This is a genomic window from Rhizobium sp. BK060 (genome assembly GCF_014193145.1).
Classification (GTDB): Bacteria; Pseudomonadota; Alphaproteobacteria; order Rhizobiales; family Rhizobiaceae; genus Rhizobium.
On sequence record NZ_JACHYW010000007.1, the window covers coordinates 1 to 18,130 of the forward strand.

The 18,130-nt window shown below is 58.5% G+C and carries 18 protein-coding genes and 1 pseudogene; 16 read left to right on the forward strand and 3 right to left on the reverse strand.

Annotated features, from left to right (window positions below; genetic code table 11):
- Positions 1-570: 570 nt before the first annotated feature.
- The 7 genes from FHT71_RS09365 to FHT71_RS09390 all read left to right on the forward strand — a co-directional run bounded on the left by FHT71_RS09365 (position 571) and on the right by FHT71_RS09390 (position 6,470).
- A complete protein-coding gene (locus FHT71_RS09365; protein ID WP_183719529.1) occupies positions 571-909 on the forward strand; it encodes a hypothetical protein in 339 nt (112 codons plus the stop codon).
- Positions 910-1,661: 752 nt separating this feature from the next.
- On the forward strand, positions 1,662-2,405 hold the full coding sequence (locus tag FHT71_RS09370) for an SDR family NAD(P)-dependent oxidoreductase (RefSeq protein ID WP_183719531.1): 744 nt from the start codon (positions 1,662-1,664) through the stop codon (positions 2,403-2,405).
- A complete protein-coding gene (locus tag FHT71_RS09375; RefSeq protein ID WP_183719533.1) occupies positions 2,402-3,310 on the forward strand; it encodes an RNA polymerase sigma factor in 909 nt (302 codons plus the stop codon). Before FHT71_RS09370 ends, FHT71_RS09375 begins: the two co-directional genes overlap by 4 nt.
- Before the next feature lie 375 nt (positions 3,311-3,685).
- The gene (locus tag FHT71_RS09380; protein ID WP_348649297.1) at positions 3,686-4,021 is read left to right on the forward strand and encodes a GrpB family protein; all 336 of its coding nucleotides are present in this window, start codon (positions 3,686-3,688) and stop codon (positions 4,019-4,021) included.
- Positions 3,960-4,136, forward strand: a complete 177-nt coding sequence (locus FHT71_RS32305) for a GrpB family protein (RefSeq protein ID WP_348649298.1) — start codon at positions 3,960-3,962, stop codon at positions 4,134-4,136. The genes FHT71_RS09380 and FHT71_RS32305 overlap by 62 nt, the downstream gene beginning before the upstream one ends.
- A gap of 736 nt (positions 4,137-4,872) precedes the next feature.
- The gene (locus FHT71_RS09385) at positions 4,873-5,709 is read left to right on the forward strand and encodes an alpha/beta hydrolase (RefSeq protein ID WP_348649203.1); all 837 of its coding nucleotides are present in this window, start codon (positions 4,873-4,875) and stop codon (positions 5,707-5,709) included.
- 83 nt (positions 5,710-5,792) lie between these two features.
- Positions 5,793-6,470 carry a gamma-glutamylcyclotransferase gene (locus FHT71_RS09390; RefSeq protein ID WP_183719635.1) on the forward strand — a complete coding sequence of 226 codons (678 nt, stop codon included), beginning with the start codon at positions 5,793-5,795 and terminating at the stop codon, positions 6,468-6,470.
- A 21-nt stretch (positions 6,471-6,491) separates the two neighbouring features.
- Here the strand turns inward: FHT71_RS09390 and FHT71_RS09395 are convergent, their stop codons facing one another.
- Positions 6,492-7,391 carry a LysR family transcriptional regulator gene (locus FHT71_RS09395; protein ID WP_183719537.1) on the reverse strand — a complete coding sequence of 300 codons (900 nt, stop codon included), beginning with the start codon at positions 7,389-7,391 and terminating at the stop codon, positions 6,492-6,494.
- A 117-nt stretch (positions 7,392-7,508) separates the two neighbouring features.
- On the opposite strand from FHT71_RS09395, the gene FHT71_RS09400 reads away from it, so the two are divergent.
- The 9 genes from FHT71_RS09400 (at position 7,509) to FHT71_RS09445 (ending at position 16,176) form a co-directional block, all read left to right on the forward strand.
- On the forward strand, positions 7,509-8,441 hold the full coding sequence (locus FHT71_RS09400) for a VOC family protein (protein WP_132589668.1): 933 nt from the start codon (positions 7,509-7,511) through the stop codon (positions 8,439-8,441).
- A 72-nt stretch (positions 8,442-8,513) separates the two neighbouring features.
- Positions 8,514-9,431, forward strand: coding sequence for a LysR family transcriptional regulator (locus FHT71_RS09405; protein WP_183719539.1), 918 nt, complete (start codon positions 8,514-8,516; stop codon positions 9,429-9,431).
- Between the two features lie 748 nt (positions 9,432-10,179).
- Positions 10,180-10,869: a hydrolase gene (locus tag FHT71_RS09410; protein WP_183719541.1), complete on the forward strand. Its 690-nt coding sequence runs from the start codon at positions 10,180-10,182 to the stop codon at positions 10,867-10,869.
- 66 nt (positions 10,870-10,935) lie between these two features.
- Entirely contained in the window at positions 10,936-11,223 is a 288-nt protein-coding gene (locus tag FHT71_RS09415) for a XapX domain-containing protein (protein ID WP_132589672.1), read from the forward strand.
- Positions 11,223-13,205, forward strand: coding sequence for an amidohydrolase (locus FHT71_RS09420; RefSeq protein ID WP_183719543.1), 1,983 nt, complete (start codon positions 11,223-11,225; stop codon positions 13,203-13,205). The genes FHT71_RS09415 and FHT71_RS09420 overlap by 1 nt, the downstream gene beginning before the upstream one ends.
- 162 nt (positions 13,206-13,367) lie before the next feature.
- Positions 13,368-13,811: a DoxX family protein gene (locus tag FHT71_RS09425; protein ID WP_183719545.1), complete on the forward strand. Its 444-nt coding sequence runs from the start codon at positions 13,368-13,370 to the stop codon at positions 13,809-13,811.
- 732 nt (positions 13,812-14,543) lie between these two features.
- Positions 14,544-15,218 (forward strand): hypothetical protein, encoded by a 675-nt coding sequence (locus FHT71_RS09435; RefSeq protein WP_183719547.1) that lies wholly within the window; start codon positions 14,544-14,546, stop codon positions 15,216-15,218.
- 134 nt (positions 15,219-15,352) lie between these two features.
- Positions 15,353-15,715, forward strand: a complete 363-nt coding sequence (locus FHT71_RS09440) for a hypothetical protein (RefSeq protein ID WP_132589681.1) — start codon at positions 15,353-15,355, stop codon at positions 15,713-15,715.
- A 95-nt stretch (positions 15,716-15,810) separates the two neighbouring features.
- Positions 15,811-16,176, forward strand: a complete 366-nt coding sequence (locus FHT71_RS09445; protein ID WP_183719549.1) for a GNAT family N-acetyltransferase — start codon at positions 15,811-15,813, stop codon at positions 16,174-16,176.
- A 274-nt stretch (positions 16,177-16,450) separates the two neighbouring features.
- Here FHT71_RS09445 and FHT71_RS32310 read toward each other — a convergent pair.
- Together FHT71_RS32310 and FHT71_RS09455 are read right to left on the reverse strand one after the other, a co-directional pair.
- A pseudogene (locus FHT71_RS32310) lies at positions 16,451-17,135 on the reverse strand (nucleotidyl transferase AbiEii/AbiGii toxin family protein); the annotation flags it as partial.
- Entirely contained in the window at positions 17,128-17,721 is a 594-nt protein-coding gene (locus FHT71_RS09455; protein WP_132589685.1) for a DUF6088 family protein, read from the reverse strand. The pseudogene FHT71_RS32310 and the gene FHT71_RS09455, both read right to left, overlap by 8 nt.
- Positions 17,722-18,130 lie beyond the last annotated feature (409 nt).

Consider the following 18,130-nt stretch of genomic DNA (forward strand, 5'->3'; position numbering starts at 1 on the left):
TCTGAAGGGTGGGTTTGCAACACCCAAATCCTCTCAGACAGGAGGCATCTCTCAAAGCGGGCACCAATTGCCGCGACTAGCGGCTTAGTTCAATCTGCAGCTATGGTCGCGGTGTGGTGGCTATTGAAGTCCACCAGCGGTTTCAGGAGGTGGTCAAGCTCGTCTGCAGTTGGCTCGGCCGAAAGGGTTTCTAGGATTGCAATCATCGCGCGAGAATGCGTGAAAGGATGACGGTTGTCTAGTCGATAGTCGCAGCAGTTCGTTTATGGGACGCTTCTGACTTGGGCCGCCGATCTGAATGTCGATGCTATCGTTCAAAAAGCGATCGTGGATGCAGGAAGCGAGCAGCCGAGAGACTTCATTGCGAAACAAGGATGGGTCTTAATTGCTTTTTAGAATGCCATTTTCCACCTCTTCAATTCAAGTTCGCTAGAGCAGTGTTTGGTTGATACGATTTCGCGTGTCATGACCGCTATGGGGCCGAAGGCGGCCCTGGCGCGGGGCAACGGGTGATTTTCCATGCGAGACGTGTAAGCTGACCAACAATCTAAGCATATGGAGAAAGCATCAGTGCCACGTTTTCTTGCCGTTTACACCATGAAGCCCGAAGACCTCTCGTCTTTTCGAAGACTGCCAAAAGCCGAGCAGGATGCAATTGACGCCGTTGGCATAGCGCAGTGGGCAACGTGGGAGGAAAGAAACGCTGCGTTCATCCTTGATCGTGGCGGCATGGTCGGCAAAACGACCCGTATCACCAAGGACGGGGTCGCCAAAGCTGTAAACCCGTTCTGCGGTTACCTGGTGGTCGAGGCGGAAACCGCTGAGGCCGCCGCACGGCTGTTTGAGGACCACCCGCACATCACAGTGTTTCCTGGTGATGGCGTAGATATCATGCCATTTGTAACCTGAGCGCCTTCAGCCGAGCATAACCACCTCCGATCCGGGGGGCGGAACGGTGGATGGACTGCAAAAGGCTCGTCATGAACTGGTAAACGGTGGCATCCGCTTTCGGCTGACAGTACTGCTGAGCCTTCGGCCTTGTTACGCCACAAGCGCTCACATCAATCCGACTATCTCGCACGGAATGTTCGAAAGGCCAGCCAACCTGTGGTGGCAGCGAGCACTGGGCTGGCAGGTGCGGCCCACGCCATGCCCCACATAACGGCCTCCGCATCGCTGCATTGTACGGCTTCGGGGCAGCCGCGAAAGGAGTAATCACTCCGGATAGCAAACCCTGCGAGCTGAGAATCAGAAATACAAGCGTGGCACCAACGGCGATGGCGCAGGCAATCAGACCGGTGGCTATCTTCGCAGCCTCAGATATCCGGTAGCAATTGCCACCAGCATAGGGGAGAGCGACGGCAGCTTCGCGGCGCGAAGTTGCCGTTTGCTGCCGTCCTGGGAACATCACCAAAGCCACGAAGATAAGACCTCCCTTGTGTCTGTCCACGAAGTTGGCATCGCAGGATCAAGCCGCACTCGCCGGTCTGTATTGATCCGTTCTAGGCCGAAGTCGATCACCGTCGAATTTCGGAGGAGTCAGACTTTTAGACGCTGGCATCCGCAAATCGCTCTTGGCGATGACTCTTTTCACCTTGTTGGAACGTCGTTGTTGCGACCGTCGTCGAGCGGTCGGACCCGACCCAAATGAGGACTGAGAGATGGATCTGGAAGGAAAGCGAATCGTGGTTGTCGGCGGGAGCCGCGGCTTGGGGAGGGGGCTCGCCGAGGCATTTATGGTTCGCGCGGCCGAAGTCACCGTGGTAGCCCGAAACGCGGCTGCCGTGCAGGGGCCAGGCGAGCAATCGACCGTCACCGCCATATCGGCTGATGCAACCGATGTCGACACGGCATGGCGGATCATGGAGCAGACGCGACCAGATCTCGTCATCATGAATGCTGGAGCGGAACCGCCCATGGAACGGATCGACCGGATTGGCTGGCAGGCATTCACGACCAACTGGAATGTGGACGTCAAGGCCGCGCTGCACTGGGTACAGGCTGCTCTGACGTTGCCGATGACGCCGGGCGGGCTTGTCGTCCTGGTCTCCAGCGGAGCGGCCGTGCAGGGGTCGCCGCTATCGGGCGGTTATGCGGGAGCCAAGCGCGCGCAGTGGTTCATTGCAAAATATGCCGAGGGCCTGTCGGCGGAACTCGGACTGGGTCTGCGCTTCCGGGTCATCGTTCCCCGACAGATGTTCGCCGGAACCGGTGTGGGCGATACCGGCATCGCGGCCTATGCCGCGGCGGCGGGTCGGACATTCGCCGAACAGGCCGCCACCTGGCCGGACATGACGCCGCGGGCTTTTGGCGATATGGTCGCCGAGCTGATCGGCAGGACGGGCCTCGCCGAGGCCATGGTCTACGCGGTGCGTGGGGATACGGGTGTGACGGTCATCGAATGACAGAAGACGCTGCTCTCGAAGACGAAGAGAGGAAAACTCTGCTCGCGGCCCTGGCCAGGGAAGCGGACGCGCTTCGCCCCGAACTGCACCGCTATGCTGCCCGTCTGGTGGGTTCGGTGATCGACGGCGAGGATGTGATTCAGGAGGCGTTTGCCAGGGTATTTGCGACGGCTGGCTCGATCCCGCCGGGCACGCCGCTGCGACCCTGGCTATTTCGCATTGTCCACAATCGAGCCATAGATGCCCTGCGCCAGCGCAGTACGCTCCGATCGGAGCCCCTTGAGATGGCTTTCGATCTGGCCGATATCAGCGCCGTCGGTCCGGAGGACGCGCTGATCCGGCAGGACGCGGTGCGGGTCGCCCTGGGCCACTTTGCAGAATTGCCGGTGCCGCAACGCAGCGCGGTGATCCTCAAGGATGTGTTGGGAGAGTCGCTTGCGGACATCGCAGCGCTGCTGGAACTGAGTGTCGATGCCGTCAAGGCCCATCTGTCGCGCGGTCGGGCGAGATTGCGCGCCATCTCCGACGTGCGGTCCGAGGTTCCGCCACCGCCGAGTCCCGAGGTCCTGAACTTTGCAGCGCTCTTCAACGCCCGAGACTGGGACGCTTTGCGTCGCATGCTGGCGCAGGATGTTCGGCTTCGTCAGGCGCGACGGCCGGAAATCTCTGGTGCCGCCCACGTCGGTCGATTTTTCACCTATTATGCCGAATATCCGCGGGTCAGGATCGAACCGGCTTGGCTGGAAGGCCGGGAGATATTGCTGGTATCAGCCGAACCGTCGGGCGGTCCTTCATATTTCATGCTGCTCGAATGGCTTGGGCAAAAGATAAGCCTGATCCGCGACCATCGCTATGCGACCTATGTCATGGACGGTGCGGACGTCATGCTGGCCGCATCGCGGTGACCGACATTGATTAGGACGCGCTTTCTCGAGGAGGTCCAATTGCGGTCATTGGCTGTCTGCGCTTTCCAGGGGGCCGGCCCCACACTTTGATATGATTACCTCGGTCGACGCTAACTCATGTACGTTGGGAGAGTTCTGCCAGTCACGCTGCTCACATTGGCGACCGCCCAGTCGATATCAGCAATGACCCGTAAACAGATCATTGCTCGATTTATGATCCCTATTGATGTCATTTCATTTGACAACTTTTGGTAATCTGGCCGAGAGCTGACGACGAACGTGGCTGGATTGCGCCACATTTGGTTTCGAACAGCGGGTAGCTTGCCGAGCAGCGATTGGTTAGCGTCGTGCATCCCCTGTCAAAGGATGAAGCGCATGCCGACATTGGTTGAGCTCGTTCCATATGATCCGTATTGGGTAAGGCACTTTTCCGTCGCCGAAGCGGCATTGAAAACAGACCTTGGACCCAACGTTGTGGCCGTTGACCATATCGGAAGTACTGCCATTCCGGGTATGTCTGCAAAGCCTATCATTGATATCGATATCACTATGTCGAGTTTATCGGTCATTCCAAGTGCCAGGGCGCCCCTCGTCAACGCGGGATATGAGCCTCGGGGAAATAGGAAGAACGATGAAGTTTTGGGCATTCATGTCGAATTCCATCCCCAAGCTTCGGGCGTATCTTTGCCCTCCAGGAAATCAAATTCATGAGCGTCGATTAGTGTTTCGCAACTACTGCCGTCGCAACGACGATGTCGCTAAGGAGTATTCGTTTTTGAAGAGGCGGCTTGCTGATCAGCGGCTTGCTGGAACAGTTCCCATATGACGGAGATCGCTACACGTCAGAAAAACCCAGTTTTTAGCGACGGCAACCTGCCGTGCACGCTGTCGAAAATCTGTTACTCGAGATTCTGGCACCGGCCCGTTCCGGTCGCGGCACCGTCATCTGCGACTGTTGCCGCCGGGCAAGAAGCGCAAGCGACTTCGACGAGGACGGGTGCAGCATCTGTTGCGGGTGCCTAGAGTCGGACGCGCTCCTCGTTGAGCTGGACGCGAGCGTGAGGGGCGACGAGCGGTCAGCGGGCTCCCGATTAGGCTTTCAGGCATGAGAAGCGTGTTTCGCAACAGTCACCGTTGGTATCCGCCGAGCGATCGCAGCCTAACCTGCCGAACGTAACGCTGGCTCCGTGTTTATTCACGAGCTCCGCACGTAACTGCCAGAGCGACCACAATGACAGCACATCGCCGGTCAGAAACAGGACCCCACGATATGATGCCAACGCCCATTATTGCATAATGGACAATAAAGTGAAAACTATTATCGCAATTGTTGGTTTGCGGATCCCGCCGCATTCTCCATCCGTCAGACGAACTCAGCGTCGCCTGAAGTTCTCAATCACCAAATCGCAGGACGCGAGATGACCCAGAACCTTTCTTCCATGACACGCAGGGGCGCACTGCTCTCCGCAGGCGCCGCCGCAGCGAGCATGGCAATTTCACCCACTCTCAGCTTCGCAGCCACGGCAGCTCGCGCCACCAACCCAATCGAAGGAAACAAGACAATGGCATATGTAACCACCAAGGACGGCGTTGAGATCTTCTACAAGGACTGGGGTCCGAAGGACGCGCAGCCGATCGTCTTCCATCATGGCTGGCCGCTGTCGTCGGACGACTGGGACGCACAGATGCTGTTCTTCCTCTCGAAGGGCTATCGCGTCGTCGGCCATGATCGCCGCGGTCACGGCCGTTCCGCTCAGGTGGCCGATGGTCACGACATGGATCATTACGCGGCCGATGCCTTTGCCGTCGCAGAAGCGCTCGACCTGAAGAATGCCGTACATATCGGCCACTCGACGGGTGGCGGCGAGGTTGCCCGCTATGTGGTCAAGCACGGCCAGCCCGCCGGCCGCGTCGCCAAGGCGGTTCTTGTCTCCGCTGTACCGCCGCTGATGCTGAAGACCGATAACAATCCGGAAGGCCTGCCAATCGAAGTCTTCGATGGTTTCCGTTCGGCGCTCGCCGCCAACCGCGCCCAGTTCTTCCGCGATGTTCCAGCCGGTCCTTTCTATGGCTTCAATCGCGATGGCGCGGCGGTTCAGGAGGGTGTGATCCAGAACTGGTGGCGTCAGGGCATGATGGGCGGTGCCAAGGCCCATTACGACGGCATCAAGGCCTTCTCCGAAACCGACCAGACGGAAGACCTGAAGGCGATCACGGTTCCGACGCTCGTCCTGCACGGTGAAGACGACCAGATCGTTCCGATCGCGGACTCGGCGTTGAAGTCGGCCAAGCTTCTGAAGAACGGCTCGCTGAAGACCTATCCAGGCTTCTCGCACGGCATGCTGACAGTCAATGCCGACGTGCTGAACGCCGATCTTCTGGCCTTCGTTCAGGCCTAAACAAGACACGGAGCCGCGATGTGAAAGCAATCGCGGCTCCGATCTTTTATTGAACACAGAACGAATTTCTGAACGGGACCATGATGCTGTTGACCCCAGAGCTTGTTGCCCTGACGTTGCGAGACGTCCTGGACGATGGCCCAGAACCGGGCTGGACACCACTCTCCGAGGCGGAACTTGACTGTCTCGTCGACAGGATTGAACGAGAAGTAGGTGGCGAACCGATTTGGGTCTTCGCTTACGGTTCCCTTAGCTGGAATCCTGAGTTCAAGCCGACAGCCCGAATGCGAGCATCCGCATATGGATGGCACCGATCGTTTTCGCTGAGGATCGAACGTTGGCGGGCAACCAGCGAACAACCAGGCCTGATGATGGCTCTCGAACGCGGCGGCAGGTGCGATGGCGTAGTACTCGGGTTATCGGAAGAGCGTCGCCGCCAGGATCTCCGTGCGCTCGTGGCGCGCGAGATCAAGTACCACGAAGTCGCCGACATGGTCCGGTGGGTTCGCGTGCAGACGCCTGAAGGCATGAAGAACGCCCTGACGTTCTGGGCAAGTACCAGACGATCCGGCCTCACCAAGCCATTGCCGATCCAGACCACCGCGGACCTCATCGCAAATGCCTGCGGGCAAGGCGGATCGTGCGCGCAATATCTGCACAACACGATCGTTCATCTTGAGGCCGAGGGGATCCGAGACCGAAACCTCTGGCATCTGCAGGCGCTCGTGGCCGAGCAGATCAAGGCAAAGCAAGCGGCCTGAGGTCGTCGTCCTAACTGAGCGTCAATCCAGCATGACCATGTGCGCCGGGACCTGCTCTTCGAAGAACTTCGAGAAGGATGCGATCCGGGGAGGCAGGGCCTGATATGGGGGATAGTAAAGCGTCAGCCACAACTCTGGGGGTGCCCATCCTTTAAAGACCTGTACCAGGCGTCCGGTGCGCAGGTATTCGGCGATGTGAAAGCCCGGTAGCATGGCAACGCCCGCACCGTCGGCGGCCATGTCCGCCAGAACCTCGCCACTATTGGCGCTGAAGGCCCGACCTGCCGAAATCGTCATGCTGGATCCACCATCCGACAGGACCCAGTTCTCGCGCCGGCTCTCACCGCTATAGGCGAGGCAGTCGTCAGGTGTCAGTTCGTTCGGGTGCTGCATTTCGACGAACCGACTCCCGGGCGCCGCGACAAGAATCCGAGGGACGACGCGGATCTTGCGCCAGATCGTGAACTTGTCCGATGGTTGGGATGAGATGCGGATCGCCAGGTCGTAGTCGTCATCGACGATGTTCACCAATCCATCGGACAGCGAAATCTCGAAGCTCATCTTCGGATATCGTTCCTTGAATCCTGAAAGGATCGGCGGCAGCACTGCCTTGCCGAACCACGTCGGCGCACTGATCCGAAGCCGTCCCTCATCGGCCTTGTGCGCGTTCATCACCTCGCGCCGCGCGTCTTCAAGCGTCTTCACCGCGGGCTGGATCTGCGCGGCGAAGATGGCCCCATCAGTCGTTAGTGATACCTGTCTAGTCGTGCGAACAAAGAGCTGCACGCCAAGTTCCGCTTCGAGCGCGGCGATCGCCCGTGTCACGGCTGCGGGTGTCATGTCCAATTCGCGCGCGACCTGAGCGAAATTCCGCTTTTCGGCAGCGAGGAGGAAGGTTCGGAGTGCCTTGTAGTCGTTCATATCATTGTTTCAAATTTGGCAATTCAATCACAAGGAATATTGCAATTCTGCGCGGTGATCAACGGGCCTACATTCCTATCAACACTTGAACACCAACGCTGATCGAAAGGCACTGACATGATCAAGGACATCAAGGGACTTCACCACGTGACTTCGATGGCATCGGACGCGCGGCAGAACAATCACTTCTTCACCGACACGCTGGGCCTGCGCCGCGTCAAGCAGACGGTCAACTTCGACGATCCGAGCGTCTACCACCTGTACTACGGCGACGAGAATGGTTCCGCAGGCACGGTGATGACCTACTTCCCATTCCCGAACATGATGCTTGGTCGTCCGGGCGCGGGTGAGGTCGGTGAGACGCAGTTCTCGGTTCCAAAGGGCTCGCTGAAGTTCTGGCAGGATCGCTTCGCGGCTCAAGGTGTCGACGGTCTGGAAACGGATACTGTCTTCGGTACCAACCGTCTTCGCTTCATGGGTCCGGATGGCGACGGTCTTGCGCTGATCGAGTCGGCCGACGACAACCGCGCGCCATGGCTGGCGGATGGAATTCCCGACGATGCGGCCATCCGCGGTTTCGCCGGCGCTCGCTTCAGCCTGCATGACACCGCAGCGACGGAAGAGCTTCTCGGCTTCATGGGTTACCAGCGCGCCGAGAAGGAGGGCGACGTGACTCGCTTCATCATCCCCAATGGCAACGGAGCGGATACGATCGATCTCGCATCCCTGCCGAAAATGCCCTTTGCGCGTCAGGGGGCGGGATCGGTTCACCACATCGCGTTTGCCGTCGACAACCGCGAGAAGCAGCTCGAGGTGCGCAAGGCCTTAATGGACACGGGGTATCAGGTCACGCCCGTCATCGACCGCGACTATTTCTGGGCGATCTACTTCCGCACGCCGGGTGGCGTTCTGTTCGAGGTTGCCACGAACGAGCCGGGCTTCAATCGCGACGAAGACACGGCTCAGCTTGGGGAAGCGCTCAAGCTACCGGGCCGATATGAAGCCTTCCGCGATCAGATCCAGGCAAATCTCGAGCCATTGGCTGCCTGACAATACCACTCAAAACTGGTGGCATTTCGAATATTGGACGCCGCACCCATAAATTTCGATGGAGAGATGACAATGGATCAATTGGGAGCGATCAGAGCCTTTGTTCGCGTCGTCGAGGCCGGATCCTTTGCAAAGGCTGCAGACACGATGGGTGCGCCACGGTCGACCGTGAGTAAGCTTGTTCAGGATCTAGAGGCAAGCTTGAGCCTCAAACTGCTCGAACGCACGACACGTTCAGTCACAGTGACACCTGAGGGAGTTGCTTACTACGAGCGCGCCATTCGCCTGATCGCCGATTTCGACGAAATGAACAATGAGGCGAGCCGTGGGCGCCTAGCCACCAGGGGAAAACTTCGGGTTGACGTAGGAGGGACCTTCGCGAATGCAATTCTGATCCCTCGGTTGCCAGAGTTTTACGCGCTCTATCCAGAGATCGAGTTGCATCTTGGTGTAACAGAACGTCAGGCCGACATCGTCGAAGAGGGCATAGACTGCGTCATTCGTGCCGGCGATCTGCCCAGCGCATCTCTTGTTGCGAGGAAGTTATGCAGCGTTGAGATAGTCACCTGCGCAACCCCGCGGTACCTCGAAAAACACGGGGTGCCAGCTTTGCCATCGGATCTGCAGCGTGATCATATTTTCGTGCAGTACTTTTTTGCACGTAGTCTGAAAGCTGCACCCGTTCGACTGATTAAGGGCGATGAGAAAATAGAGATCTACGGCCCCATCAAGCTCTCCACCAGCGATGCGACGGCGCATTTGCATGGAATATTAGCAGGACTGGGTATCGGGCAGACATTCGAATTCTTGGCACGGCCCCATATCGCTCGTGGCGCCCTGGTCCCAATCATGAACGATTGGGCGCCACCAAGTTATCCTGTTCACATAGTAAGGCCAGCGGGCCGGTTTCCGAGCCTTAAGTATCAGGTCTTTGCAGACTGGATTGCGGGCGTGTTTTCTGCCTATGACGATGATACCGGCACACCTTAGTGGCTTTGTCCATATCCATGGATAGTTACTCCACAATGACGGGCTTCTCCCATCTCTCCTTTGAAGATATTTCCCACGGCTGATCCATCGTTGGACAGCGCGGAGTGGGTGATGGCCCTATCCTGTATGGGAGGTGCCGTGACATGCACTCGTCTCCTGGTTCGGCATAAATCGATCTCTGAATTTGGAGCAACGCCTGTTGAGAGTAAGCAGAAGACAAAGGAATCGCGATATGGAACCCCTGCGCGTACAGCGTACTCACCATCTAGTCGCGTCAACGCTAAATGGCCAACTGCCAAGCATTTCGCGGCTCACACGCCGCTCTCCTGTTGTCCACGGGCTGTCTCGCCCCAAGCGAATTCAGCCAAATCGCTCCACGCCGAATAGCGTGAACAGCGACACTGAAAACTACCTCAGGGCCGCCAGTCCGAACGAAATTTTCTTGAGTAAATTTTGGACCGAATGGTCGCGTAAAGCAGCCTCGTGCGACGTCCGCAGGTCAACCGAACTTCCAAGTAATTATTGCGGCAAAGGCAACTCATTCGCAATTAATATTGCAATTTTTCACAAGCGCAAATCACACTACGTTTCCTTTCAGCAGCCGAGGCAACGAGTGAATGAAAGCATCGGTTTCGACCTACTCAGGGCCTTATGAGCCGTGTTCGAGGACATGGTGTCCGTCCGACAGGCCCTGCCCAGTTTATAACCCGCCGCGTTCGCGGTCCAAACAACCGAAGAGGAAAATATCATGTCCAAGCTCGAAGTTCTCACTCCCGCCAACAGCCAGTTGATTTTTATCGACCAGCAACCTCAGATGGCTTTTGGCGTTCAGTCGATCGACCGCCAGGTACTGAAGAACAATGTCGTCGGCCTCGCCAAGGCCGCCAGGATCTTCAACGTCCCGACCACGATCACCACGGTCGAGACGCAATCCTTCTCGGGCAACACGTTTCCGGAATTGCTTGCCGTCTTTCCGGAGAACGACCTCCTCGAACGCACCTCCATGAACTCCTGGGACGATCAGAACGTCCGTGACGCGCTGGCGAAGAATGCCGCCGAGGGCCGCAAGAAGATCGTCGTCTCCGGTCTCTGGACCGAGGTCTGCAACACAACCTTCGCACTCTCGGCTGTGCATGATGTTCCGGATTATGAGATCTACATGGTCGCGGATGCTTCCGGCGGCACGTCCTCAGACGCGCACAAATACGCGATGGACCGGATGGTTCAGGCAGGCGTGATCCCTGTCACCTGGCAGCAGGTCCTGCTCGAGTGGCAGCGCGACTGGGCCCGCAGGGAAACCTACGATGCTGTCACCACCCTCGTGAAGGAGCATTCCGGCGCATACGGCATGGGCATCGACTACGCCTACACGATGGTTCACGGCGCAGAGGAACGCGTCAAGCACGGCAAGCGCATCGGACCGAACCCAGCCAAGTAACGGCCTGATCAGGCCGCTCCGATAACCCCGTCGCAGCGGCCTTTCTCTAACCGTGGAGGACATCCCGTGAAAATCTATCTCCTGTCTCTCGGCGCAGGCCTGCTGGTCGGCATCGTCTACAGCCTCCTGAACGTCCGCTCGCCGGCTCCGCCTGTCATCGCCTTGGTCGGCCTTCTCGGCATTCTCGTCGGTGAACAGATCATCCCTTTCGCAAAGACCTTGTGGAGCAGGGAGCCAGCAGCCGTTTCATGGCTTCATCAGATCAAGCCGCACATGTTCGGCCACCTACCGAAGGGCAGCGATCGGATCGACCTCGCCCATCAGGCAGCGGCGAAAGCGGAGGAGCGGAGCTGATGACGACTCGTCGATCCTTTCTTGGCGGCGCGTCGAGCCTGGCGTTCTCGAACCTCTTCTCCCCGGCGAAGGCCGCCGATCCCAACCAGACCGGAGTAGACACCATGCATCCCGACCTGATCCTCCACAACGGCCAGGTGACGACCCTTGACCGGACCAATCCGAACGCCACGGCGATCGCCATCAAGGATGGCCTGTTTCTCGAAGTCGGATCCGACAGCGAGATTATGGCGCTGGCTGGTGCCAACACAAAGATCGTCGACCTCAGGGGCAAGCGCGTCCTGCCGGGTCTGATCGACAACCACACCCACGTCGTTCGTGGTGGCCTGAACTACAACATGGAGCTGCGCTGGGACGGCGTTCGGTCGCTCGCCGATGCGATGGACATGCTGAAGCGCCAGGTGGCGATCACGCCCGCGCCGCAATGGGTTCGCGTCGTCGGCGGCTTCACCGAACACCAGTTCGCGGAAAAGCGCCTCCCGACCATCGAGGAGATCAATGCTGTCGCGCCCGACACACCCGTCTTCCTTCTGCATCTCTATGATCGGGCGCTGCTCAACGGGGCTGCCCTCCGTGCAGTCGGCTACACCCGGGACACGCCGAACCCGCCCGGCGGCGAAATCACGCGCGATGTCAACGGCAACCCGACTGGCATGCTGCTCGCGAAGCCGAATGCGGGCATTCTGTACTCGACGCTCGCCAAGGGGCCAAAGCTTCCTCTGGACTACCAGGTCAACTCGACCCGTCACTTCATGCGCGAACTGAACCGCCTCGGCGTGACAGGCGTGATCGATGCGGGCGGGGGCTTCCAGAACTATCCGGACGACTACGAGGTCATCCAGAAGCTCTCCGATGAGAAACAGATGACGGTGCGTCTGGCCTACAACCTCTTCACCCAGAAGCCCAAGCAAGAAAAGCAGGACTTCCTGAACTGGACGCAGTCGGTCAAATACAAGCAGGGCAACGACTACTTCCGCCACAACGGTGCCGGTGAGATGCTCGTCTTCTCGGCTGCCGACTTCGAGGATTTCCGCCAGCCCCGTCCGGAAATGGCTCCTGAAATGGAAGGCGAGCTGGAAGAGGTCGTCCGCGTACTGGCAGAAAACCGCTGGCCCTGGCGTCTCCACGCCACCTATGACGAGACCATCTCCCGCGCCCTCGATGTGTTCGAGAAGGTCGACAGGGACATTCCGCTCGAAGGACTGAACTGGTTCTTCGACCATGCCGAAACCATCTCGGATCGCTCGATCGACCGCATCGCCGCACTCGGCGGTGGCATCGCCACTCAGCATCGCATGGCTTACCAAGGCGAATACTTCGTCGAGCGATACGGTCACGGCGTGGCCGAGGCTACGCCGCCGATCCGCCGCATGCTCGACAAGGGTGTGAATGTCTCCGCAGGCACCGATGCGACGCGCGTTGCTTCCTACAATCCGTGGGTTTCGCTGTCGTGGATGGTCACCGGCAAGACTGTCGGCGGAATGCAACTCTATCCGCGAGCCAACTGCCTCGACCGGGAGACCGCGCTGCGCATGTGGACTGAGAAGGTCACGTGGTTCTCCAATGAAGAGGGCAAGAAGGGCCGCATCGAGAAGGGTCAGTTCGCCGATCTGGTGGTGCCGGACAAGGACTTCTTCTCCTGCGCCGAGGACGAGATTTCGTTCCTCACCTCGGAACTGACCATGGTCGGCGGCAAGATCGTCTATGGCGCGGGCGACTTCAAGACGCTCGACAAGAACGACATCCCGCCTGCGATGCCCGACTGGTCTCCAGTCCGCAAGTTCGGCGGTTACGCGGCCTGGGGCGAACCGGAAGGCGCAGGCGCTCGCTCATTGCGCCGCACGGCGATCTCCACATGCGGATGCGCCAGCGATTGCGGCGTGCACGGCCACGACCATGCCGGAGCTTGGACATCCAAGCTCCCGATCGCCGACCTCAAGGGGTTCTTTGGCGCACTCGGTTGCTCCTGCTGGGCCGTCTGACGAGCCTTAGCTCGGGTGGCATCCGGTCACCCGAGTATCACTTCATAATTGCTGCTTTTGCAATTAAATCGAAACTATTGCTGCAATTGTTGGCGCCGCTGCAACCAGTCAATATCGCTCCATCAAAAGCAGCCGCTCGCGGCGAACATGCAGGAGCAGATTATGACCCACCTATCCCCCACGTCGAACCCGATCCTAAGCGGCCTGACGCGCATCATGGCCTCTCCGATCACGCGAACCGTTTCGCTGCTCGCACTCTGCGCTGCCTACCTACAGGGTCCGCTTACCAAGATCTTCGACTTCAACGGCGCACTGGCTGAGATGGATCATTTCGGTCTTCATCCTGCCGCGTTCTTCGCGGTCGCCGTCATCGTGTTCGAGCTGACGGCTTCTGCCATGGTGGTATCGGGCCTCTTCCGTTGGGCTGGAGCATTGGCCCTCGCGGGCTTCACGCTCATGGCAACGTTCATCGCCGTACGCTTCTGGGAGATGGCTCCTGGCATGGATCGCATGATGGCGACCAACGCTTTCTTTGAACATCTCGGCCTCGCCGGCGCCTTCGTCTTCGTTGCAGCGTTTGACCTCACCAAGGGAGCAGGCGAATGAGTGCTGCAAAATCATCCGGCGGAACCTTCGCGCCCCTCACACAGCCAGTCTTCGCGGTTCTGTGGATCGCCACCGTCCTTGGCAACACCGGAAGGCCCGATGGAGCATGCCAAACTCATGCAGAGCATCGAGCTCTACGGATCAAAGGGCATCCCGCTGGTTCGCACCTGGCTGGGAGCGATTAGCGAAGGGATCTCTCTGGCGGACACCCGTCCGTCGTGGGTATGCCGGTGCCGCAGGTGAGCAGATGGACGGGACTGCCGGACAGGCGCTTAGCGTTCGACAAAGTCGAGGCCAGTTGACGCCGAGAAAGCTCAACACCTTCAGTAAGATCCTGACTTTGTTTCAAGTGATCACATAGCGCGCGCCCATGCCGCCGCTGGCGCCAATCACGACCGCGCGGAAGCCATGGGGCAGGGAGCGGAGGAGGGTAGGGGTTTGCATCATGTATAAACGCTCGGCGCCTTCCCATGTCCGCGTTCGGCTTCCCTCCAAAAGGCACAAATCACGTGGCCTGCCCCGCTCCGCTCGTTTCACTCACGCTCATTCCATGGATCCCCGGTTGAGAAAGCATATCCAAATGGCACCGCCTGGCGTCAGCTTTGACTTCAATGACGGGTCGGCCGTGGTCAGCGCCATCGGTCAGAGACTTCACCGCCGAGAGGTATTCCGAGAACGTTTGGATCGTCAAACTCGGGAACGGTGCCCGTAGGTACGCATTGGATTGTGAAGGTGATCAAGTTGTTGCTTTTCTTTGTACGGCGGACTGCAACAGACGCCTCTGGTGTTGCGGAATTGAACGAGCGCGATGTTGCTTTTTGGAGCCCTCGCAAATGGAGGTATTGGTCGCGTCATCCTGAAGTAGGACCCCGATTGCAGCGACGTCAAAAAGCAACTAGGAATAATGCCGATGATGGACTGATAGGATTCTTAGGGGGAACGACGAACGGTGAAGAGTTGAAGTTCATGTACGGTCTGATTTTTCTGGCTGGTGCTGCCGCGTTTAGTTGGTGCGGCATGCTTGTCTTGAACTACTGGGACCGCACTAAGGACCCCGACCGCTTGGCCTTCGTTCTAAACATCTCCCAGATACCATCGTCGGTCCGCAACCTTAACTGTAACGCCAGCGCCACCACGGACGTGATTGTTACGTGCTCGTTCGAGATTGACCCACGGGATTTCGACAAGGTGCTGTCTGGTTGGCAATTTACGGATAAGAACGTCTTGGGGAAGCGTGCCTTTTACGACCTTGAGGCACAGCCGACGGACACGTCTGGCTCATGGGGAATAAGGAAGGCGAAGTGGTCGCTGAGCGATATGACGAGTGACCTTTGTCGATTTCCACACACGGTACAGCGTCACTGTCCGCTCGATTGTCGGCCAGCAGGTGCCTTATTGATGGTCTGAGTAGCAGATGTTAGCTTTCCAATGGGAGCCTTACCAAACCTGCTGCCGGGTTGAAGGGTATTGATATTGATGACGTCCCTGTCCGGAGGTCGAAGTGTAATCGGCAGACTTCGACGAGGATTAAGGGATTGCCGATGTTCTATGAGACAATAAGGTTTTCGCCGCACAACATAGCAGCTCTCAAAAAGGCGCTGCGCAAGCGGTATCCAGCTATGGGCTCATCGCATGCCGATGAAGCTATTGCGGCCTCGTTCGGTTTCAGAACGTATGCAGCAATGCGGGGTGTGCTGCTGCAGGTCAGTGGCTCCGCCCGCTTCATGGTTCAAATCGACGCTTGCTTGCTTATGTTACGCCTTGAAGAGCTAGGCTATAGCAGCCTCACAGTCCAAGAATTGCGGCGAGCTATTTTGGAAGCGCCCTATCCTGATCGATGGATTGGGGACGAACTAGAGCAATCACTGGTGCGACGTCGCGTACCAGATGCGGCGAATGGCTAGGCTATGGGGCCCAAGTGGCGCAGGCAATGTCAATAATCCTACGTCCCGCGACAAAATCGGATGCAGCTTACCTGCTTAACCTAGAGGAGGCATGCATGCGCGGTTACGCGGACGCGTTGTGGGGCGACTGGAAACAGTCTGACACGGTGGAGAGCCTAGATGTTGCGGGTCATGAGGTGATTGAACTGAACGGCAAGGCCGTCGGCTGTATTGCCGCGATCTGGCACGAAGATCATATTTTCATAGAAAAACTCTATATTGCCCCCGCCTTTCAAAGCAGGGGGATAGGGACCTATGTTTTGAACACGAAGTCTTCCCAGGCAGCACAACAGGGACGTCCCACAAGGCTTAGTGTCCTGACCACAAATCCTGCGGACCGATTCTACAAGCGAGCGGGGTTCGTACTAGAGGCGGAAACGCTGGAACGCCGCTGGTTTTCCAAGGCAGTACCGACACCCTGAATTCGCGCCGCGCCCAAGCCACGATGCAAAGAGATGATAGTCGCTTACGTCCCGCCGGAGCCGACCGCATTAGCCTAGTACTACAGTTGTAAATGAAGGCAAATCATGATTCTCTTCAAGGAGTTTCTTGAAGGGGATGCGGCATGTCTGTTTCGGAATGGTTGGGTTCGGGGATTTCCTGGGAAGGGGAACTGTCGGCGCTGAAGGCGCGTCTTGGCGTGGCGTTCCGCCGTTCCGAGGCGCGGGAGGGCTGCGGGGCGTTTATCGACGGGCTTTCGCCGCGGAGGCGTTCCTGCAGGCAGAAGACATGGATTGCGGTCGCTTTCTCCCAGAACGTCCGCTCCGCGTGCATGACGCGAGGGCTCGTTTTCGGAAATTCGACACCATTGACCTGACCCGAGGCGTCGCAGGTCACATCGCGAATACTGGCTGGCTCACCGGTGGATCGGGCTCCGAATTCGAGCATGACGCTCGGGGCGACATAGCCGGATCCGCTGCTCACCGCGTCATAGTCCAGATAGAGCGTATCGTCCTCGATGCGAATTGCCGCCAGAAGAGATTGATCGCGCAGCGCGCCGGCGATAACCGGCTTCACCGACTCCGACACCCAGGCGGGAAGAGCGCTTTCGCACTTCGCTGGTCCAGCGTTTCTCCTCACTGCGGGTTTTCGGCAGCGCCTCATCGTTGTCGCCGACCAAGTCCGGCGCCAATGCGCGGATATCATAGGTCAGGTCGACGTCCTCCGAGAACCTTTTGATGACCCCGTAGGCTTTCGAAAGCGAAGTACCGCCCTTGAACACGAGGTGCTCGCCCAGCTTGGACGAAAAGAGGGTCTGCAGCGTCCAGACGACCCAGACATCCTTTTCGAGCAGATGAATGGGCCGTCCGCTGCGGTCGGCTGCCACAGCCAAGGCTTCGCGCCGGTCATCCTTTGACAAGCTCAGGAATAGATCAGCCATGCGCAGCCCTTCCTACGCTTCTTGCAAGCCAGGTTGGAAACTGCGGAGCCGCCGCCACCAGCTCCCCGAATTCGTCCGGCGGCAGCTTCCGCTTGATCCGCGACAGTGCTTCGTCGGCCTTCTCTGGCCCAAGCCATGCAAGTGCGCGGACCGCCACCCCGGCCGGTCGATCGGCCAAGGCCAATTGCCAGCGCGGCACGTGCTTGAGCTCGACCATCTGCTTTCCAAGATTCATCGTACGGCTGCGGCCGGATGTCAGGTAGACTGACCGGACTGGGACTTGAGTGGTCAGGCCCAGGGCATTCGCCGCGGCGGCGCCGTTCGAGACGATGACCTCACCGCGCTGCCGCGCCACCGCCTCTACGGCCTGTTCGACCGTTGGCGGCCGACTGCCAAAGCGACTTTTGACGGGCCGCATATAGATACCACGACCCGCCCGAACGAGCTCGCCGCGCTCGGCCAGTCGCGACAGGGCCTGGTCCAGTGCGGCACGATTTGCGAGATGCAGAAAGCTCTTTGCCGAAAGCGCGGATCCTTCCGGCAGTCGTTCAGCATGCCCCATGATTTGCGATGTCAGCTTTTGCATGGCATGTCTCCTGTCAGAAATATATGCAAATTTCTGACAATTTGCAATGAGAGGGGAAGACGACGCGTGTCATACTGGTATTTTTCGCCGCGTTCGTATTCTTGCTGGGAAAATCGAGGAAGGCGCCCGCTGCCAAAGCAGGGCGTCGAGCGTTGCGCTGACACTTCGCACCTCGGCGTAGTTGTAGCGGTCGTTCGACATCCGCTTCGAGGACGTTGCTGGCACGGCGAGAGCTTTCGAGGCCAGCGACCGGCTTGTTGCCATAGAGTTCACGTTTTAGGCCAGAAGGATCGCATAATGGATCTAAGGGAACCGGCCTTGAGGCGAATAGAAAAAGTGCTGCTTGCAGAGCACACAGGAAATTCGCACTAGCGGCCCGCGAGCGAATCCATTCAAGACTCGAATAAGG